The sequence below is a fragment of the Pseudomonas pichavaramensis genome (genome assembly GCF_050473265.1).
Taxonomy (GTDB): domain Bacteria; phylum Pseudomonadota; class Gammaproteobacteria; order Pseudomonadales; family Pseudomonadaceae; genus Aquipseudomonas.
On record NZ_JBJKFJ010000016.1, the window covers coordinates 1 to 20,584 of the forward strand.

The following is a 20,584-nucleotide window of genomic DNA, read 5'->3' on the forward strand; positions in this document are numbered from 1 at the left end:
CGAAGAAAAGTGCGCGGGCAAAAACTCGCCTGCAAACGTAGGGTGCGCCATGCGCACCGCTGATGACGCCGACATGCCGGTGCGCGCGGCGCACCCTACGGTGATCCGCTGACAGATTCGTGGGTAGGGCCCGCTCCTGCAACTTCTCAGCCTCAGCACTCGCAGTCCTCTTCTACAGGAATCGCCGCGCCCATCTGAACCATCCCCAAGCTCTTATACGAAACCCCGGATCTCTAACGAAGTCTGGGGTTTATTCGTTGCGTTGCAGAAGGCGACAAGCTTGCCAGGCGTAATCACTTTCATCGCAACTGCCTCGGTTAGAATGGCGCATGCTTTCAGGAGACCTGCATGTCTGCTCCTTTATCTTCTTTGCCCATACATGAGCTGGTTGCCTGTCATGAGTGCGATCTGCTGATGCGCAAGCCTCAACTTTCCGATGGTGAGAGCGCCGAGTGTCCACGTTGTGGCTACGAACTGTTCAGTCATCGTCATCAGGTTGTCCGACGCAGTTTGGCGTTGGTGCTGGCTGCGCTGCTGCTCTACATTCCCGCCAACTTTCTTCCCATCATGCAACTCAACCTACTGGGCCGGACTTCTCACGATACGGTCTGGAGCGGCGTGCTCGGGCTGTATGACAGTGGCATGCAGGCGATCGCCGTGGTGGTGTTTCTTTGCAGCATGGCGGTTCCGCTACTCAAGCTGCTGTGCCAACTGCTGGTGTTACTAAGCATTCGTCTGGATACAGGGCGGAGTTTCGGTCTGCTGCTGTACCGGGTTTACCACCACTTGCGCGAGTGGGGCATGCTTGAGGTCTATCTGATGGGCATTCTGGTGGCGATGGTCAAACTGATGGATCTGGCTGACCTGAGTCTGGGCATGGGGTTGTTCTGTTTTACCGCGCTTTTACTGGTGCAGGTCTGGTTGGAGGTAACGATGTCACCGCAACAGATCTGGCAGGCGCTGTCCGGGGAAGACATTCATGCGTGCGATTGATGCCGGCTTGCTGGTCTGCCATGAATGTCATCAGCTCAACCCGATCCGGCCCGAGGCCGAGCATCAGCACTGCAGTCGCTGTGGCGGGCTGGTGCATGCACGCCGGCCCAACAGCCTGGTGCGTACTTGGGCGTTACTGCTGACTTCGGCGGTGTTGTATATCCCAGCCAATCTGCTGCCAATCATGACCGTGAACAGTTTGGGGCGGGGCGATCCGTCGACGATCATGGCGGGAGTTATCGAGCTCATCCAGCATGGCATGTTGCCGATTGCTGCGGTGGTGTTCATCGCCAGTATCCTGGTGCCGAGTTTCAAGCTGGTGGGCATTGGCCTGTTGCTCTACTCGGTGCAAAGGCATCAACCGATGTCCGCCCGACAGCGTATTCTGATGTACCGCTTCATCGAGTGGATCGGGCGTTGGTCGATGCTCGATATCTTCGTCATCGCCATTCTCGTGGCGTTGGTCAATTTCGGCAGTCTGGCCAGTATCGAGGCCGGTGCCGGTGCAGCTGCTTTTGCCAGTGTGGTGATTCTGACCATGCTCGCAGCACTTACTTTCGATCCTCGTCTCATCTGGGACAACACGGAAACCAACCATGACTGATCTTCCTCTGGCCAAGACGCGCCCCGCTTCCAACTGGTCGGCCATCTGGGTCTTGCCTCTTATCGCGTTGTTGATCGGCGGCTGGCTGGCCTGGCGCGCCTACAGCGACGCAGGCATCCAGGTCGAACTGGTCTTCGCCAGCGGTGAGGGCATCCAGGCCGGCAAGACCGAGTTGATGTACAAGGGCATGGCGGTGGGCAAGGTCGTCTCGATCAGCCTCGATCAGACTGGCGAGAACCGTGGCGTGGTCGCGCAGCTGGAGGTCAACAAGGACCTCGAACAGTACCTGCGTGACGGCACGCGCTTCTGGCTGGTCAAGCCCAATGTCAGCCTGGCCGGGATCAGCGGTCTGGAAACCTTGGTGTCGGGCAACTACATCACCTTCAGCCCGGGGGAGGGCGAGTCGTCGCGCAGTTTTACCGCGCTGACCCAGGAACCGCCGATGGGCGACGATGTGCCCGGCCTGCATCTGACCCTGAAGGCCGATCGCCTTGGCTCGCTCAACCGCGACAGTCCGGTGTTCTACAAGCAGATCCAGGTCGGACGGGTAAAGAGCTATACACTGGGCGACGATGAAAGCACCGTAGAGGTCAAGGTGTTCATCAAGCCGGAGTACGCCAGTCTGGTGCGCAAGCACACGCGGTTCTGGAATGCCAGCGGCATCAGTATCGATGCCGATCTTTCCGGCTTCAAACTACGTAGCGAGTCGCTGGCCAGCATCGTGGCCGGTGGCATTGCCTTTGCGACGCCGGAACATCGCAAGGACAGCCCGCCGACCGACCCCGCGTTACCCTTTCGTTTGTACGAAAGCTATGACGCCGCCCAAGCCGGTATCAAGGTCGTGGTCAAACTGACCGACTTCGATGGCCTGCAGGAAGGACGAACACCGGTGATGTACAAGGGGATCGAGGTCGGCTCCTTGAAGACCCTGAAAATCGACCGGGATCTTGCCAGTGCCACTGCGGAGTTGACCATCGACCCGCTGGCTGAGGATTACCTGGTCGAAGGTTCAGAGTTCTGGGTGGTCAAACCATCCATTTCCCTGGCTGGGATCACCGGGCTCGAGGCGCTGGTCAAGGGTAACTACATCGCCGTACGCCCGGGTGAAAAAGGCAACGCGCCGGCGCGCAACTTCGTGGCACGGAGCAAAGCTCCACCGCTGGACCTCGGTGCGCCTGGCCTGCATCTGGTGCTGTTCAGCGATCAACTGGGCTCTATCGATATTGGCAGTCCGGTGCTCTATCGTCAGATCAAGGTAGGTTCGGTGCAGAGCTATCAGCTGTCCAGGGACAATAGCCAGGTCGTGCTTGGCGTCCACATCGAGCCCGACTATGTGCATCTGATCAACACCTCGACACGCTTCTGGAATGCCAGCGGTATTACCCTCAAGGGAGGGTTCTCCGGTGTTGAGGTGAAGAGCGAGTCCCTGCAGACACTGTTGGCGGGCGGCATCGCATTCGATACTCCTAACCCCGAGGCGCCGGCCTCTGGCCGCCAAGTACAGCGGTTTGCCCTACATTCAGATCGAGACAGTGCACTGCAGCCGGGCAAGGCGATTCGTATCCGGGTCAACGACGGTGATGGCCTGCAGCCGGGCACCCTGGTGCGTTACAAAGGGCTTGAGGTCGGTAAGGTGGAAAGCCTGACCCTGACCGATGACATGCAAGCGGTGATGCTCGACGTGCGCCTGACTCAGGCGGCGACGCAGATTGCCCGCGAGGGTTCGCGCTTCTGGGTGGTCAAACCCGAGCTGAGTATTACCCGCGCTGCCAACCTCGGCACGCTGGTCAGCGGTCAGTACCTGGAGGTGCTGCCAGCATTGCAGGGCGGTGCTCAGCGCCTGGAGTTCACCGCGCTGGATGGCCCGCCCAATCAGGCCGCACGCGAGCAGGGGCTGCGCCTGGTGCTGAGTGCACCGCGGCGTGGTTCGATCAAGCCTGGGGTGGTGGTCAGCTATCGGGAAGTGCCGGTGGGTAAGGTGGTCGACTTCGAATTAGGGCCGACCTCTGACCGGGTATTGATTCACGTGCTGATCGAGCCGCGTTACGCGCCGCTGGTGCGCTCGGGCAGTCGCTTCTGGAACGCCAGCGGCATCGGCGTGGATGCCGGGCTGTTCAAGGGCGTGAAGGTGCGTACCGAGTCGCTGGAAGCGCTGATAGAAGGCGGCATAGCCTTTGCCACACCGGACAATCCGGAAATGGGCGGGCCGGCGCAACCGGGGCAGACCTTCGCCCTGTTCGATGAGCCGCAGGAAGCCTGGATGCAGTGGGCGCCGAAGATCGTGCTGGAGCAGTGAAGCAATCCTGGAAATGAAAGGGGCCGCAGTGAGCGGCCCCTTTCGTTTTTGCGGATATAAAGGCTCGCGGCTAAAGCCGCTCCTACGCAAGATTGACCGTAGGAGCGGCTTTAGCCGCGATGCTGTCAGGCCGGCTCGGTTACTTCCTCCTGCTGAGGCTCCTGGGCCTTGGCATTCTCGCGCGGCTTGATGAACTTCCAATCCGCCTCGTCGATGTAGATGCCGTTGGGGCCGCTGCCGCCTTCCAGGTCGATGGCCACGTGGGCCGAGACCTGCGGTTTGACCGACGCCAGGATCGGCACGAAGCCGAGCTGCAGACTGGTCTCGATCAACGCCTGCTGGTTGCGTTCGTCGATGTCCGCCGCCTCGTCGAGGTAGTAGGGCAGACGTACGCGCCCGGCCTGCTCGCGATCCATCAGGTGCAGCAGCAGGTACATGTTGGTCAGCGCCTTGATGGTCATGGTGGTGCCGTTGGAGGCCGCGCCATCGATGTCGGTGTGAATCACCGGCTGGCCATGCACCTTGGTGATCTCGAAGGCCAGCTCGAACAGATCCTTCAGGCCGAGCTGGTTGCCGTTGGCGGCGACCAGGCGCGACAGGTAGTCCTTGGCCTCTTCGTTCTTGGCGTCCTGCTCGGCGGACTGCGACAGGTCGAACACCGACAGGGTTTCGCCTTCCTCGTACTGGCCGGCGCTGTGGATGATCTGGTCGATATGGCGCAGGGCTTCCTTGTTCGGCGCCAGGACGATGCGGAAACTCTGCAGGTTGGAGACCTGACGCTTGTTGATTTCGCGGTTGAACAGCGCCAGCTGGTGCTCGAGGTTGTCGTAGTCGCTGCGGATATTGCGCAGGGTACGGGCGATGTCAGTGACGGCGGCGCGGCGTGCCTTGGCCAGGGTCAGGGCTTCGTCCTGGCGGTGGGCGTAGGCGTTGACCAGTAGTTGCAGGCGGCGCTCGACATCATCTTCGCTGTCGAACTTGGCCACGCCCTTCAGGCGCACCTGGGCGTACAGCGCCTCGATCTGGCCGTCGATGCGCTGCAGCGCCTGCCAGGTGTCCTGGTAGTCATTGAGCAGCGGCAGCAGGTTGTCCAGCGAGTCGTCCACGGGTTCCATGAACGGCGTGCCGAAGGGCAGGTCGGCCGGCAGCAACTGGCGGCGACGCAGGGCGTCCTCCAGGGTGCGCTCCTTGGCTTCCAGATCGGCCAGTTGGCGACCGACCAGTTGCAGCTTGGCGGAGAGCTGTTGCACGCGCTCGGCGAAGGCATCGCTGGCACGCTTGAGCTCGTCTTGGGCGCCTTCAAGCTCGGCCAAGCGTTCCAGCTTCTGCGGCTCCTCGGCGGCCAGGGTCTGGCTCTTGCGGAAGTCTTCCAGGGCTTTCTGCGCATCCAGCACGGCCTGGTACAGGGTTTCGGCCTGGGCCTTGCTGGCGGCGCGGTCGGCGGCGACCGATTGCTGGGTCTTGAGCTGCTTGAGCTCGCGCTCCAGGCGATCCTTCTGATCGCGCAGGGCGGCGCGATCGGCCAGCGCCTGCAAGGCCGGCGGCTCGATATGGCTGAGGTCGATGGACAGGCCCGGCACGGCGAAGGTGTCGCCCTTGAAGCGATCGAGTACCGCTTCCACGGCCTTGACCCAGTCGTCGCCCGCGTGGATGCCTTTCCCGCTGCTGTTTTCGACTAGGGGCAGGCTGAACAGCGCGCCGTTGAACAGGCGCATCAGGCGGTCGACATCGGCCTGGCTGAATTCCTCGCGCAGGCGCGAGTAGCTGTTGTTGTCGGCGTGGTCGAGCTGCTGCTTGACCGACTTGAGGCGTTTTTCCAGATCGCGCAGACGCTCGTCCAGGTCTTCGCTGGAGAACTGCCGCGACTGCGCCAGGGCGCCGGCCAGTTCGTCGTGGGCGTCCTTGGCGGCGAGCAGTTGCTCTTCCAGCACCTTGGCGTCTTCTACCAGGGCGAAGCGGTTTTTCAGCACCGCCAGCTCGCCCAGCCAGCGCTGGATTTCGCTGATCTCGCGCTCCAGGCGCATCAGCTCGGCAGTACCGCCGCGCTGCTCGTTCTGCAGGCCGTCCTGCTCGTTGCGATAGTGCTCGGCCTGGATCACCAGCTCTTCCTTACGCGCGTCGGCGTAGTCGTGCCAGGTACCCAGCAGGTTGTCGAGCAGCGGTGACAGGCGATGCAGCTTGCCGCGCAGGATCTCGCGCTGGCCGACGCCGGTGGCCAGTGCCTCGATCAGCGGGCCGGCGGTTACCAGTGCCTGGTAGTCCTGCTCCATGCGGCGCACGTCACGGAAGGCTTCCTCGGTGGCGGCGATGTAGTCGACGCTGCCCGAGCGCAGGCTGTGCTCGAAGGCATCGAGGAACAGCTGCTTGAGTTTCGCAGCCGTAATTTCCCTCATGTGCAGCAGGTTGATGAACAGTGCGCGGAAGGTCTTCAGGCTCTGCTCGCTGGTCGAGCGCAGCGGGATCAGGGTCAGGTCCAGTGGGATGCTGGTGTGGCCACCGACCAGCAGACGGCGCAGTTCGTCGGGCTTGAGTTCGTAGGCGGTGATGCCCGCCTGACCGAGGTTCTTGAACAGCTCGCGCTGACGCAGGCAGGTGCCGTTGCTCTGGTAGTGCTCCAGGTCCAGCTCGCCGGCGTAGGCGAAGAACTGGTGGCCAAAGCCGCCACCGGGGCCGCGACCGGCCACGCCGATCACGTGTGGGCCGTGGGGTAGCGAGACTTCGACGAGGATGTAGCTGGTATCCGAGGCGAAGTAGAACTTACGCGAGGCTTCCAGGCTGTACTTGCCGAAGCTCATATCCGACATGCGCGCCAGGATCGGGAACTGCAGAGCGTTGATCGAGGCGGACTTGCCCAGGTTGTTGGCGCCGTACACCGACAGCGGGTTTTCCAGCGGGAACAGGCCGAGGCTGTAGCCGGCGGTGTTCAGCAGGGCGAAGCGGCGGATGCCGTAGCGTTCCTGGCTCATGCGTCTTGCTCCTGTGCAGCACGTTCTTCGGCCATGGCGCGGGCCAGGGCGTCTTCCTCGGATTCTTCAATGTCCACGGCTGCGACCGGATCGGCATCGCCGTCATCATCGAGCAGCACCGGCGCCGGCAGCGGCAGGTCGCTGCTGTGCAGGCTGGCGGCCAGGTCGCGGTCGTGCTGCACCGACAGACAGACGTCGAGGAAACGGTGCATCGGCGGCAGGAAGCGGTACACGCCGTTGCTGTCTTCGGCGAAACCGAGTTGGGTCAGGCGGCGGATGATCTTGTCTTCCAGCTCCTCGAAGGTGGTGACTTCGGCCTGCAGGAACAGGTCGCGGTATTTCTCCAGCAGTGCCGGCAACTCGTCACGGCCGATGCTGCCGCCGTCGAGCACGGAAAGCGGGTCGCGGCCCTGGTCGGCCAGGTGTTCGACCAGGATGAAGGTGAACAGCGCCAGGCGCTGGGCGGTCTTGTTCACCTGCGGCGCGACCTGCTCGGGGACGAAGTAGTAGAAGCCGCGCGGGTCGCAGACCAGCTCGAAACCGAGGGCGCGGAACAGGGCGCGGTACTGGTCCTGCATGCTCGACAGCTGGGCGTAGCACTCCGGCTCGCTGCGCGAGATGTGGTAGCCCTTGAACAGGTCGCGGAAGGCAGCCGCGAGCTGGGTCATTTCTTTTAGATCGATGTTCATGGCAATCCGTTGGCTAGTGGAGCCGCGTAGGGTGCGCCGTGCGCACCGGGTCGTCGGTTATGGTGCGCACGGCGCACCCTACGGAGTCTTGAGCAGGGCAAAGGAACTCAGGCTGACCTCGTGCTCGCGGGTCAGGTACTGGCGGCGCTCCAGACGTTCACGTTGGAAACGTGACTCGCGTGACAGGCGCGAGAACCAGTAGAGCAATTCGTCGGTGGCGCCTTCCGGCTCCTGCTCCAGCAGCCAGGTCATCAAGTCCGGCAGCGGCAGGGCCTGTTCGCAGCGTTCGATCATCTCCCGCGCGGTCTTCGGCGCCTTGGGCGCGCCGCCTTTGCGGCTGTCGCTGGCTTTTGGGAAGTGCGCCGGCTTGGCTTCGAAGCGGGCCAGGGCATAAACGTAAGCCTCGACCTGGCTGGCCGAACCCAAAAAGTTGCTCTGCGGTCGGGTGAACAGCGGCATGCCCGCCTGCGGCACGGCGTCGATGCCTTTCTTGCGGATCACCGACAGGGCCAGCGCCGCACCGCGGGTTACGGCGTTGTGCCGGCGAGCTTCCTCGCGCAGCGGGAGCAGCAGCTCGCGGGCCTTGCGCAGGGTCAGCTGGGCGGTGGTCTGCATTTCCAGAATGCGCGCGTGGGTACGCAGCAGCAGGTCGTCGTCGACCAGTTGGCCGAGGCGCTGCTGGTCACCGAGCAGGCGCAGCAGCACCTGTTCGACCCGGCGTACACCTTGCTCGAACGCGCCGTCGGCGGCGACCAGCTGAATCATCGGCTCGACGTATTCGTCCCAGGTAGCCAGCACTTCGGCGTAGCGCTGGCGCAGGGGAATCTGCCTGTCGCTGGTCTTGGCCCGGTCGGCTACACCGACCAGCGCCTGTTCGTCGTTGCCAAGCTTCTTCAGTACGTCACGCACGCGCATGTCGAGCAGGCGCAGTTGGCGCGCCAGGTCGTTGGCATCGCGCACTTCGAAGGCGTCCTGAATGTAGCCCGCCAGGCGCTCCAGGTGGCGCAGATAGGCTTCGATTTCCAGGCACAGGCCGAGGCGGTGCTCGCGGCGCAGGTAAGCGAGAAAATCGTGGATCTGCGCGTTGAGCTCGAAACGGTTGGGGCTCTTGGCCACCGGCACCAGGATATCCAGGCGAATCCAGGTGTCGAGCAGGGCAGTGGTGTCACTGGGCGTGGCGTCGGGCAGTTGCACGGCGAGCTGGCTGCGCAGCTCGACCAGGCTCAGGGTGCCCGCGTCGAAACGCTCGCACAGCGGTTCGAGCAACGTCCAGTGTTCGGCGAGGGCGCGCAATACGCGCTTGGGATCGATCATCGAGGCGCCGGGTTCCAGGCAAGTGAAAAGGAGCGATTGTACTGCAAGGCGGATGCCTGTTTTGAGCCCGAATCGATCAGATGCAGGTGACGTTATTCGGCACATTGGGACGAGCAGCGGTTCGATGATAGCTGCAACCCCTTGAAATACCGTGGAAAGCGGCGTTCTGGCGATGGCACGCTTTCTGCCATGACCCTGACGAGAACCTGTCAGTGGAGCCTGCATGTCCGCCCTTGCCCTTAACGTCGATGCCCATTGGCACGAGCTGCAGCACCAGCGCGACCTGGATTGGGACCTTCACGCCATTACTGACCGTGCTCAGGCGATCGCTTTTCTACGGCGTTTCGAGAATCGTCTGTGTATCTACTCCAGCTACGTCGAGAAGCTCTACAGCAACTACAGCTTCGTGGTGCCGCAGGACGAGCAGAGCGGCATCACCATCCTGCCTGATGAGCTGTCCTGGCATGACACCTTTCATGACATTCCTGCCGACGCGGTCGAGCCCACCGGCGTGCATATCCTGCCGGGCGAGGCGGTGGGCTGTGATGGTCTGTACCTCAAGGTGCCGGGCGAGTCGCGCCTGGTGGCGTCGCGCGAGTTGCCGTTTCAGGATGGTTTACGCCTGCTGATCGAGCGCTACCGTCAACGCGGTGAGCACTTTCTGCCAGTGCTGGTGAAGGGCGATTTGCGCGAGTATGAGACGCGCATGCCGTCGCTGCACCTGCACCGCATCAATCCGGGCAAGCTGGGGCACTACTCGCGGCTGAGCATCGACGCCATTCGTGGCGCGATTGCCGAGCACCTGCTGACGTTGTTCCGCCAGCGCTGACTGGCAACGGTGTTACGCCGATGTGACCGGTGGTAACACCCGCCGCGCAGCCGCCCTCCTGCTGCAGGCCGTTTGCCAGCCTTTTCTCGACTATGGGTCGGGCCGCTTTTGCCGGTGCCCTTCTATAGTGGCGTGAAGAAATCGAGTCGGAGCGCTCGATGCCACGATAAGAAAAGGGGTTTTGCCATGCGCCGGTCCTTTCGCTTCTCCAGACATGCCCTGGCGGTGGTTTGCGCCGGAGTGCTGAGTGCTCAGGTCCAGGCCAAAATGGTCGAACTCGAGGACAGCGAGCTGTCGGACATCACCGGGCAGGCCTTCATCAACCTGACTACCGACAGCAATGCCGGCATCAACTACACCCGCGTCAATCTCGGTCTGAACATCGACACCCAGCTGAACGTCAAGAAACTGCAGCTCGGCCAGTACACCCGTCCAGGGGAGGCCGCGGGTTCGTCCGACATCCTGATCAACAACTTCGCGCTGGGAACGGTGGGGCCGAACGATACGATCAACCCGTTCAAGATCTCCAATCCCTTTCTCGAACTGGCTTACGAAGGCAACCGGGTCGTTGGGGTGCGCATCGGCTTCGGCGAGGCCAAGGGCACGCTATCCGGGGATATCCAAAGCCTGACGGGCAACATCCCGGTGCATATCAAGGGCACGGGCGATGCCATCTACGACAAGTCCAACTTTCTGCAGCAGAGTGCACTGTTTCTCGCCGGTGTGTATCGCAGCAGTATCGTCGAGGCCGACGCCATGCTGGTCAGCTCCGGGGGCACGGCGGACCCGGTCAGGGGCACCATGGCCGGTATCAAGAATGGCGATGGTCTGAACTGCACCTCCGGCTGTGCCGGAGGCTGGACCGATGCTCTGCTAGGGGCCTTCGCCTCCAACAACTGCAGCATCCTCGGCATCCAGACCTGCTTCAATCTCTCGCAGTTTCAGTCGCTACCGGTGGGGAATACCAGCGACATGAGCAACATGCAGAATGCCGCCAAGGGCTTTTTCATCTCCCTGCAAACCCAGGATGTTGCCTGGCGGGACATGGACAGCAATGCCTTCATCACCGCGCTGCAGGGCGCGTTCATGAACCTGCCCAAGTACCGTGACGCCAACGGCAATCTGGTGTCGCCGATCAATATCGACTTCGACCAGGCCTTCAACGGTATTCCGCGGCAGGATACCTGCGTGGGTAGTGCCACAGCGGGGTGCTGACATGCGTAACGGGTTGCTGTTGTTGGCGCTGCTCCAGACCGGCACCTCGCTGGCGATGGAGCCGCTGAGCGACGCGGAAATGTCCGACGTGCAGGGCGCCGGCCTGGGTTTCGTGCTGGATCAGGTGCTGCTGGATGGTTCCGGCGCGCAGATCGTGATCAACGACATCACCGACGGTCAGGGGCGCAACGTGCCCATCTCCCTGAAGAACCTCTATCTTGGCGCCGCCGGCAGCGACAAGGGCCGCCATCTCAATCCGGTGACCATCGGCAGTCTGGACCATCCCTTCGAACTGGAGCTGGCCAAGGGCGAGGAGCTGCGTAGCCTGCGCGACGATGGACAGTGGGTGCAAACCACGCCGAACGACATCACCGTGCTGTCGCTGAAGTTTCCCGAGCGTCTCGTCTCGGGGGGCAATCCCTGTATCGCCAGCTATGCCGCTGCCGGCTCCAACTGCTCGACCGGCCCCAGCGGACGTGCGGATCTGGGCATGCGTTTCGATTTTCAGGTGTCGGCCGGGCGTACCGAGATGCTGGCGCTGGACTTCCACCAACTGGTGATGGATGGCTCCTACCTGCGGCTGTGGGGTGACCCTGGGCAGAATGGCAATGGCGAGCTGGTCGGCGAGGCGCGGATCAACCTCTTCGCCAAGACCCTGGAAGTGATGTCCTGCGCCCAGGCCGATTGCAACACCACTGGTGAAACCGCTGCGCAGCGCGGCGCACGTACCCTCTACATCACCAACGGTTACGCCAACATCGCCCTGGGCTACGGCAAGTCGCAGCCGCTGCGCCTGCGCTCCAGCGCCGATGGTCAGTTCGTGCTGGAGCTGCAGAACCCCACGGCGACAGGCACCACCGCTGCGCAGCGTCAGGCCCTGGCCAGTGACTTCTATGCCAACGCGCCGCGGACCAACCTGGTGCTCGAGAATCTTACCGTGGGCGGCACGCGCAGCAGTCCTACGGCCATTCCCACCGGCGGCTACAACTTTGGCCGCAACGAGATTTCCGGGTTGAGTTTCAACTACCTGAAGGTCAGCAGCTATGACCTGCGCTAGTCGAACAATCGCCGTGCTGGCCCTGTTGCCGAGCCTGGCGCTGGCGGAAATGCAGGCCCTGGACGACGCCGCCCTGAGTGAGTTGAGCGGCCAGGGCGGTGTCTACCTCTCCGGTGAGTTCAGCATCAACAAGGACGGCGGCGTGCTCTGGGAGACGCCCGCCAGCAACGTTCCCGCGCAGTGGACGGCCAGCCAGCGCAGTTGTGCCCTGGCCGGTGCCAGCAGCCCCGAGAGTTGCGGTATGCGCGTGGCCGTGCGCTCAGGTGCCAATGCCGGCTGGTATGTGCTGGACAACATCAAGGGCATCTTCAGTTTCGAGGGCCTGACCCTGGATACCCGCACCCTCACCAGTGTTGGCGGTGAGCGAGAAGTGCTGGCGTTGGGGCTGCCCAACGAGATTCGCTTCAAGGACGGCAACTTCGCCTTTGCCGTGGCCAGCCAGGGCGGCTGGAAGAACAAGGCGCTGAGCGCCGCCAATGGCGGTGACCCGAGCTACCAGCAGACCACGATCTTCTCCGCCAAGATCGATGGCAGCATCCGCATGCAGGGTAGCGTGCTGGTGTTCCCGACCAACTGAGGAGGCCGTTATGCAGCGTTACGGATGGCTTTCTACGCTGCTGCTCGGCAGCGCGCCGGTCTGGGCGATGCAGGCGCTGGACGATGCCGGTCTGGCCAGCGTCAGTGGCCGTGGCGGCATCAGCATCGAAACGAGCGGTGGTGGCTGGTCCGCCGATAGCCTGGAATACCGCGAGGATGGCCAGAGCCTGCGTGTCGAGGGCATCTCCAGCCGTGCACAGCAGGCGGGCAGCCGCTCCACGACGCAGATCGACGTGATCGACGACCGCTTGCAGGTCGAACACCAGGGCCGACCGAACACGCTGGCGGTGAACAGCATCGGTTTTGCCGGCAGCGACAGGAGCTTTGGCGCCTTCCGTGCCTTCTACACCCTGGGGGCCAGCCTCCAGCTGCGCGGTGGCGGTGCCAGTGGCGTTGCCGGGTTCAGCGTCGATGGCAGCCGCCTGAGTCTGGATGCGGTGACTTTCTATTACCGCGACAACGGCTTCGACCTGATCGTGCGCAACGCGTCGTTCGATGCCTATCTGAACAACGCCTATCTGGACATCGTCAGTGGCGGCAACGGCTCGGCGGTGCGGCTCGATCTGGGGGACACGCGCTTCGTCGCGCAGATTGGCGGCATCGGCCTGGATCTCGCCCATGGCGACCCTGAGCCGGGTATCGCGGTGATGCCGAGCGTGCCGGATACGCGTCATGTCGACCATGGGCTCAGCTTCGGTCAGCTGGACATGGATCTGCGCCTGGGCGGCAGTGTGCGTATCGCCGGCGGTGGTGCGAGTGGCCAGGGGCTGCGACTGATTCCCCAGATCACCATCGCCAGCAGCCTGTTCCAGTACAAGGACGACGGCGTGCTGCGCGCCGAGAATTTTGCCGGTGTGCTCAGCAGCCAGAATGGCATCACCCTCGATCTGGGCGAGGACGGCAGCGGGCGCTATGCCCAGCTGGCTTTCCAGGACCTCAAACTCAACGCCAGCCTCGGCGGGCTGATCATTGGTAACCCAAACAACCAGAAGATCGGCAGCCTGGCCCTGGACCTCAACTTCCAGGATCAGGGCGCGCGGCAGAACTGGTTCAAGCTGCGCCCCGGCGGTGACCCCAATTCCGGCTTGCAGGGCATTACCGCCGACGTCTCCTGGAACATGGCCAGCAGTTCGGTATCGCTCACCGATAATGGCAACAGCATGTGGTTCAGCGGTTTGCGCACCCATGGTAGCGGCCAACTCACCCTTGATCTGACCCGCAGCTGCGCTGCTGGCGTCAGTGCCGGCTGCTACGCCGGCAGTGTCGACACACAACCCGGCAGTGGCGGTTATGACGGACATTTCGACGGCCTGCGTCTGGGGCTGAAGAACGTCAGCGGTGGCTACAGCTTCGACGGCTTGCGGGTCAGCAGGGCTGACGCGCCATTGCAGGGCGGCACCGAACTGCTGGTCCTGCTGGAGATTTTCCCGGCCTACGATTTCACCCTCAACGGCCAGCTTACCCTGCGGCCTGGCGGTGCCAGTGGCGACGGCGTGCGCTACAACGCCGATTTCTTCGTCACCGAAGCCAACGCGGCGATCACCGTCGATGAGGCCGGCCGGGGCCTGTGGCTGGCGGGTACGCGTTACGCCATGCATTTTCGCGATGGCTCGCTGGACGTGACCCAGGCCGGGGTGCAACTGAGCAAGGGCACCTACTGGTCGACCCTGGATGTGCACGATCTACGCTGGGGCGACCGCGCCGCTGGGCAGAGTCTCGGCCGTATCGTACTGCGCCGCTACGAGCAGGGTTCTACCCTCAGCCTCAGCTCTGGTGGTGCCGGCGCGTTGTGCGTCGGTGGCAGTGGCAGCAACGCCTCGGCCTGTTCCGCCAGCGGCGGCCGTTGGGAGGATCGTGGCAATGAGGGGCTGACGGCGGGGCTGAAGAATGTCTTCGTCCGCGATACCTCGGGCAACCCGGCCGGGAGCGTGTCGACCAGCGAGAAGCGCAACCAGTTGATCATCGAGACGGACCGGGTGAACGGCGTCGACGGCACTGGCGCGCAACTGGTGGTGGACAACTTCTACACCTCCGATGCCAACCCCGGCGATGCCAATGCCAACAGCTATGGGGTGCGCGTCGACCTCAATCTGGACGTGGCGCCGACCCGCGTCTGCGACAAGAGCACCAGCGGTTGCCCCCCGGTGTCGCCCGATCCGTTGGGCTTTGCCGTCAACGGCCGGGTGCATTTCAAGGAAATCAACATCGACCGTATCCAGAACGTCCACCCGAGCGGTGGGGCGGTCACCTCCATGTACGGCATCAAGCTGCAGAATGCCGATATCCGCGCCAACCTCACCGCCACGCCGATCAACTGAATTAGCTGTGGGAGGCGTCAGCCGCGGTTGCAGTCCCTTCCATTCCAGCTAGCTGCCCAGTCATACCGCTGTAACCCTGCTGTCTTAGCGTCCTCGTCCAGGCGGGCCGGCCTCCGGTCATCACCGGTTGTACAAAAAATCCCCAATGCCCTTTCGATATGCGCCGGTTATCGGCACAATTCGCGTCCACTTTTTTTCGGGGGGCAAAATGCCCCTCACTCGCCGACCTTGCTGGGGCTACGAGATGATCCAAACGCCGTACTACCTCATCGATAAACAGAAGCTGCTGGGCAACCTGGAGAAGATCGCCTACGTGCGCGAAAACTCCGGTGCCAAGGCACTGCTGGCGCTGAAATGCTTCGCCACCTGGTCGGTGTTCGACCTGATGCAACAGTACATGGACGGTACCACCTCGTCCTCGCTGTACGAGCTCAAGCTCGGCCGGCAGAAGTTCGCCGGTGAAACCCACGCCTACAGCGTGGCCTGGGCCGATGACGAAATCGAAGAGATGGTCGCCAACTGCGACAAGATCATCTTCAACTCCATCGGTCAGCTCGAGCGCTTCGCCGAGCGTACCGAGGGCACCATCCGCGGCCTGCGCGTCAACCCGCAGGTGAGCAGCTCCGACTATCTGCTGGCCGACCCGGCCCGCCCGTTCAGCCGTCTGGGCGAGTGGGACGCGGAGAAGATCGCCGGCGTGATGGACAAGATCAGCGGCTTCATGTTCCACAACAACTGTGAGAACGGCAGCTTCGAACTGTTCGACAAGATGCTGACCACCATCGAAGAGCGCTTCGGCCACCTGATCGCCCAGGTCGAGTGGGTCAGCCTCGGTGGCGGCATTCACTTCACCGGCGAGGGCTACCCGATCGATGCGTTCTGCGCGCGTCTGAAAGCCTTCTCCGAGAAGTACGGCGTGCAGGTCTACCTGGAGCCGGGCGAAGCGGCGATCACCCTCAGCGCCTCGCTCGAAGTGACCGTGCTCGACACCCTCTACAACGGCAAGAACCTCGCGGTGGTCGACAGCTCCATCGAAGCGCACATGCTCGATCTGCTGATCTACCGCCTCAACGCCAAGATGGCGCCGAACGACGGCGAACACACCGTCATGGTCTGTGGCAAAAGCTGCCTGGCCGGTGACATCTTCGGTGAGTACCAGTTCGACAAGCCGCTGCAGATCGGCGATCGCCTGTCGTTCATCGACGCAGCCGGTTACACCATGGTCAAGAAGAACTGGTTCAACGGCCTGAAAATGCCATCCATCGTGGTGAAACAACTCGATGGCAGCATCGAGGTCGCTCGTCAGTTCGAGTTCGACGATTACCTGTCCAGTCTGTCGTGATATTGCGCAGTGGTGGGTGACGCTTCTTTCATTCACCACTGCGAAACGGTGGACGGGTGAAGCGCCGTCCACCCTACGCTTTGCAACGCAACCATTGTTTAAACGCAGTCCCCCAGGAGGTGGAACAATTGAAGAAGAATGTCCTGATCATTGGTGCAGGAGGTGTTGCCAAGGTGGTGGCCCATAAGTGCGCGCAACACAACGACGAGCTCGGTCGTATTGCGATTGCGTCGCGCAGCATCTCCAAATGCCAGGCCATCATCGACAGCGTAAAGGCCAAGGGCAGCTTGAAGCAGCCTGCTGATATCGCCGCCTATGCGCTCAATGCTCTGGATGTCGAAGCGACCAAGGCACTGATCCGCGAGACCGAATCGCAGATCGTGATCAACGTCGGCTCCGCCTTCCTCAACATGTCGGTGCTGCGTGCCTGCATCGATACCGGCGTGGCCTATTTGGACACCGCCATTCACGAAGAACCGGGCAAGATCTGCGAAACCCCGCCCTGGTATGGCAACTACGAGTGGAAACACCTCGAGGAGTGCCAGCAGAAGAACATTACCGCCATTCTCGGTGTCGGCTTCGACCCGGGTGTGGTCAACGCCTATGCGGCCCTGGCGCAGCAACAGCATTTCGACAAGATCGAGTCGATCGACATCCTCGACGTCAATGCCGGCAGCCACGGCAAGTATTTCGCCACCAACTTCGACCCGGAAATCAACTTCCGCGAGTTCACCGGCACCGTCTACAGCTGGCAGAACAGCGAGTGGACCAGCAACCGCATGTTCGAAGTCAAACGCACCGACGATCTGCCGGTGGTGGGCGAGCAGAACCTGTACCTCACCGGTCACGATGAAGTGCACTCGATCTCGAAGAACCTCGGCGTACCGAATGTGCGCTTCTGGATGAGCTTCGGCGAGCACTACATCAACGTGTTCACCGTGCTCAACAAGCTGGGCCTGCTCTCCGAGCAGCCGGTGAAGACCGCCGAAGGCCTCGAAGTGGTACCGCTGAAAGTGGTCAAGGCCGTGCTGCCGGATCCGTCCTCGCTGGCGCCGGGCTACACCGGCAAGACCTGCATCGGCGATCTGGTCAAGGGCACCAAGGATGGCCAGCCGCGCGAGCTGTTCATCTACAACGTGGCCGACCACGAAGAAGCCTTTGCCGAGACCGACAGCCAGGGTATCTCCTACACCGCCGGCGTACCGCCGGTTGCCGCCGCCCTGCTGGTGGCGCGTGGCGAGTGGGATGTATCGCGCATGGTCAACGTCGAAGAGCTGCCGGCCGAGCCGTTCCTCAAGCTGCTTGACGGGATGGGCCTGCCCACCCGCATCAAGGACGAGAACGGCGACCGTCCGTGGGACCAGGCCATCTGAGCCAGCCCCGCCGCATGAAAAAAGGATCGCCTCGGCGATCCTTTTTTATTGGCCGCGATTTAGTGGCCGGAGGTTTCTTCCTGTGGGGCCTGCCCATACAGACGGCGCACCAGCGGGCCGATCGACAGGCCCTGAACCAGGATCGACACCAGCACCACGATATAGGTCAGGCTCAGCAGCAGATCACGCTCCGCCCCCAGCGGCAGTGACAGCGCCAGCGCCACCGACACGCCGCCGCGCAGGCCGCCCCAGGTGAGGATGCGGATGGCACCGTGCGACACCTGGCGACGACCGCCGGCGGTGCGGCGCATCAGGAAGATGGTCGGTGCCACGGTCAGCAGGCGCGCCAGCAGCACCGCGCCGCCGAGGCCGAAGGCGGCCACCACGTGCAGCCAGGAGAACGGCAGCAGCAACAGCTCCAGGCCGATCAGGGCGAACAGCAGGGCATTGAGAATCTCGTCCACCAGCTCCCAGAAGCCGTCGACATAGCGCCGCGACTCTTCCGACATGGCGTGCGCGCGGCCCAGATTGCCGATCAGCAGACCGGCCACCACCATCGCCAGCGGCCCGGACACGTGCAGCCGCGAGGCCAGCGCTGCGCCGCCGAACACCAGCGCCAGGGTCAGCATCACCTCGACTTGGTACTGATCGATGCTGCGCAGCATCAGCAGCACGCCGTAACCGATGGCCGCGCCCAGCAGCAGGCCGCCGATGGCCTCGTGGACAAACAGCCAGCTCACTTCACCCAGTGTCGGCGTGCTGCCCAGTTGCAGCACGCCGAGGAGGATGGCGAACACCACCACGGCGGTGCCGTCGTTGAACAGCGACTCGCCGACGATGGTGGTGGCCAGCGGCTTGGGGGCGCCGGAGGACTTGAGAATGCCCATCACCGCGATCGGGTCGGTCGGCGAGATCAACGCGCCGAACAGCAGGCAGTAGATGAAGTCCACGTGCCAGCCGAACAGATCGAACAGGGTGTAGGCCAGGCCGCCGATTACCGTGGTGGCCAGCAGTACGCCGATGGTGGCGAGCAGGCCGATCGGTCCCTTGTGGCTGCGCAGGTCACGCAGGTCGACATGCAGCGCGCCGGCAAACAGCAGCGCCGGCAGGAACCAGGTCATGAGAATGTCGGAGAAGTCGATGCGGCTGATGACCTGCTGAGCTTCGTGCTCGATCAGCGGATAGCCGATCAGGCTCAGGCCCTGGGCCAGCAGCGAGAACACCAGCGCGGTGGCCATCACGCCGATACTCGGCGGCAGTCTGACGAAGCGGTAATTGACGTAGGTGAGCAGGGTGGTGAGAACGATAAAGGCAGCGACGAGGTCGAGCACGGGGTCTCCTTGTATGCAGCGCGGTACCAGCAGCGCGGCCGTCCGGGCGGCGCCATGAAGCGGGGCATGATAACGGGCTTGTAACAAAATGTGCGGTCACTCCAGTGCGTATCGGGTCAGACATTTGCCTATCAGAAAGGGGAAAGGGCTACCCGCTGCTGCGGATTCACGCGACAATCCGTCCTTTGTCACAGACCCCAGGTATCGTCAGGTTTGAACAGCGAGCCGCGCCGCCGCGCCTATCTCGACGCCATGCAGGTTGCCACTTGGCTACCGCGCACCGAATTGCCGTTTGCCGCACCTTCGCGGCCAGAGCTGCTGGAGCTGCCGCAGCCGGAAGTCGTTGCCGTGCCGGAGCTACCAACGCCAGTGCAGCCGCCCGTCAGTGCTGGTGAGCAAACATCTACGCCTGCTTCGGCGGAGCGGGCCATCGATGCCCGACCTGGCGAGGCCCGACCGATCGCGGCCCGACCAAAGATCGAGGTTCCACGCCCAGGCGCGCAGCCGCGCCAGGCCGTAGCCGAAGCGCCGGCAGCCGAGGCCGAAGTGGTCGAGGAAAAAGCGCAGCGCGTCAGCCTGCCGCCGCCGCGTTTTGCCCTGCAGCTTCTGCGTGCTGGCGATTGCGCCCTGTTGGTCGAGCTACCCACTGGCGAACCCTTTCAGAGCCGCGACCCGGCTTACATCCTGCTCAAGGACCTGCTGCGCGCCGCCGGCCTGCCGGACAGCCCGCAACTGCTTGGCGAACCGGTGCGCTGGCCGTTGCTGGTACGCGGCAACATGGATCAGGGCCCGCAGGCGGCGCTGGAATTCGTGCAGAGTTTCGTCGCCGCGCGTCTTGAAGAACAGCCCAGCACCTGCCTCTGGTTGGTCGGCCTGCCGGCCATTCGCTTCGCCGGTGAGGGTGACGAGCACAGTTACAACCGTGAACTGCAGATCGAAGGCCTCGGTGCCTGCTGGGCGCTGCCTGGGTTGGAGCTGTTGATGGAAGAGCCAGCGCGCAAGCGCGATCTCTGGCTGGCGATGAAGCGTGTGCGTCAACGCTGGCTGGCTGCCTGACGCGATCCGCGGGGTGTCTTCTGATTTAGTTTGCGGGGCCGTTACCGCTGGCATGGCCCCAGCGCGCAAGACCGTCAATATTCCCGAGTGCTTCCCATGAGCGATGCAATTTCCTTCCGCCCGATGACCGAGGCGGATCTCGATGCCGTGCTGAAAGTGGAATACGCCGCCTTCAGTCATCCGTGGACGCGCGGCATCTTCACCGATGCATTGAAGTCCTATAACTGCTGGCTGATGTTCGAAGGCAAGCAGCAGGTCGGCCACGGCGTGATCAATCTGATTCTCGACGAGGCACACCTGCTCAACATCACGGTAAAGCCCGAGAGTCAGGGCCGCGGTCTGGGCTTGCGTCTGCTCGAGCATCTGATGAAGGAAGCCTTTGATCTGGGCGGGCGCGAGTGCTTCCTCGAAGTTCGCGCCAGCAACCAGAGCGCCTACCGCCTGTACGAGCGTTTCGGCTTCAACGAAGTGGGGCGGCGTCGCGATTACTACCCGGCAGTCGGGGGCCGTGAAGATGCGCTGGTGATGGCCTGTACCCTGGTCGACTGAACCTTGGCCCGGATGCGCTCCGCGACCTGCATCAACAGGCCGCAGATTGCCCCGT

Annotated in this window: 16 protein-coding genes; 12 read left to right on the forward strand and 4 right to left on the reverse strand. The window is 62.9% G+C overall.

What is annotated here, in order from left to right; translation table 11 throughout:
- Window positions 1-348 precede the first annotated feature (348 nt).
- The 3 genes from ACJRW5_RS21690 to ACJRW5_RS21700 are packed head-to-tail and all read left to right on the forward strand — an operon-like array spanning window position 349 to window position 3,893.
- Window positions 349-993, forward strand: coding sequence for a paraquat-inducible protein A (locus ACJRW5_RS21690; RefSeq protein WP_484572561.1), 645 nt, complete (start codon window positions 349-351; stop codon window positions 991-993).
- Complete coding sequence (locus ACJRW5_RS21695; protein WP_484572562.1) at window positions 980-1,597, forward strand: paraquat-inducible protein A; 618 nt, start codon at window positions 980-982, stop codon at window positions 1,595-1,597. Before ACJRW5_RS21690 ends, ACJRW5_RS21695 begins: the two co-directional genes overlap by 14 nt.
- A complete protein-coding gene (locus ACJRW5_RS21700; RefSeq protein ID WP_484572563.1) occupies window positions 1,590-3,893 on the forward strand; it encodes a PqiB family protein in 2,304 nt (767 codons plus the stop codon). The genes ACJRW5_RS21695 and ACJRW5_RS21700 overlap by 8 nt, the downstream gene beginning before the upstream one ends.
- 125 nt (window positions 3,894-4,018) lie before the next feature.
- Here the strand turns inward: ACJRW5_RS21700 and mksF are convergent, their stop codons facing one another.
- From mksF to mksB, 3 genes are all read right to left on the reverse strand, one after another.
- Window positions 4,019-6,859: an Mks condensin complex protein MksF gene (mksF, locus tag ACJRW5_RS21705; protein ID WP_484572564.1), complete on the reverse strand. Its 2,841-nt coding sequence runs from the start codon at window positions 6,857-6,859 to the stop codon at window positions 4,019-4,021.
- The gene (gene mksE / locus ACJRW5_RS21710; protein ID WP_484572565.1) at window positions 6,856-7,548 is read right to left on the reverse strand and encodes an Mks condensin complex protein MksE; all 693 of its coding nucleotides are present in this window, start codon (window positions 7,546-7,548) and stop codon (window positions 6,856-6,858) included. Before mksE ends, mksF begins: the two co-directional genes overlap by 4 nt.
- A 78-nt stretch (window positions 7,549-7,626) precedes the next feature.
- On the reverse strand, window positions 7,627-8,862 hold the full coding sequence (mksB, locus tag ACJRW5_RS21715) for an Mks condensin complex protein MksB (protein ID WP_484572566.1): 1,236 nt from the start codon (window positions 8,860-8,862) through the stop codon (window positions 7,627-7,629).
- Between the two features lie 223 nt (window positions 8,863-9,085).
- Here mksB and ACJRW5_RS21720 point away from each other — a divergent pair, with 223 nt between their 5' ends.
- From ACJRW5_RS21720 to ACJRW5_RS21750, 7 genes are all read left to right on the forward strand, one after another.
- Window positions 9,086-9,691 (forward strand): hypothetical protein, encoded by a 606-nt coding sequence (locus tag ACJRW5_RS21720; protein ID WP_484572567.1) that lies wholly within the window; start codon window positions 9,086-9,088, stop codon window positions 9,689-9,691.
- Between the two features lie 186 nt (window positions 9,692-9,877).
- A complete protein-coding gene (locus ACJRW5_RS21725) occupies window positions 9,878-10,906 on the forward strand; it encodes a DUF6160 family protein (protein ID WP_484572568.1) in 1,029 nt (342 codons plus the stop codon).
- Window position 10,907: 1 nt separating this feature from the next.
- A complete protein-coding gene (locus ACJRW5_RS21730; protein WP_484572569.1) occupies window positions 10,908-11,963 on the forward strand; it encodes a hypothetical protein in 1,056 nt (351 codons plus the stop codon).
- Window positions 11,950-12,540 (forward strand): DUF6160 family protein, encoded by a 591-nt coding sequence (locus tag ACJRW5_RS21735; RefSeq protein ID WP_484572570.1) that lies wholly within the window; start codon window positions 11,950-11,952, stop codon window positions 12,538-12,540. The genes ACJRW5_RS21730 and ACJRW5_RS21735 overlap by 14 nt, the downstream gene beginning before the upstream one ends.
- A gap of 10 nt (window positions 12,541-12,550) precedes the next feature.
- A complete protein-coding gene (locus tag ACJRW5_RS21740) occupies window positions 12,551-14,878 on the forward strand; it encodes a DUF6160 family protein (protein ID WP_484572571.1) in 2,328 nt (775 codons plus the stop codon).
- 244 nt (window positions 14,879-15,122) lie between these two features.
- On the forward strand, window positions 15,123-16,220 hold the full coding sequence (locus tag ACJRW5_RS21745; RefSeq protein ID WP_484572572.1) for a carboxynorspermidine decarboxylase: 1,098 nt from the start codon (window positions 15,123-15,125) through the stop codon (window positions 16,218-16,220).
- A gap of 128 nt (window positions 16,221-16,348) precedes the next feature.
- On the forward strand, window positions 16,349-17,593 hold the full coding sequence (locus ACJRW5_RS21750; protein ID WP_484572573.1) for a saccharopine dehydrogenase family protein: 1,245 nt from the start codon (window positions 16,349-16,351) through the stop codon (window positions 17,591-17,593).
- Window positions 17,594-17,652: 59 nt separating this feature from the next.
- Here ACJRW5_RS21750 and ACJRW5_RS21755 read toward each other — a convergent pair whose 3' ends face one another.
- Complete coding sequence (locus ACJRW5_RS21755) at window positions 17,653-18,924, reverse strand: cation:proton antiporter (protein ID WP_484572574.1); 1,272 nt, start codon at window positions 18,922-18,924, stop codon at window positions 17,653-17,655.
- Window positions 18,925-19,137: 213 nt separating this feature from the next.
- On the opposite strand from ACJRW5_RS21755, the gene ACJRW5_RS21760 reads away from it, so the two are divergent.
- Entirely contained in the window at window positions 19,138-19,980 is an 843-nt protein-coding gene (locus ACJRW5_RS21760) for an energy transducer TonB (RefSeq protein WP_484572575.1), read from the forward strand.
- Window positions 19,981-20,076: 96 nt separating this feature from the next.
- The gene (rimI, locus tag ACJRW5_RS21765) at window positions 20,077-20,529 is read left to right on the forward strand and encodes a ribosomal protein S18-alanine N-acetyltransferase (RefSeq protein WP_484572576.1); all 453 of its coding nucleotides are present in this window, start codon (window positions 20,077-20,079) and stop codon (window positions 20,527-20,529) included.
- The last annotated feature ends 55 nt before the right edge of the window (window positions 20,530-20,584 follow it).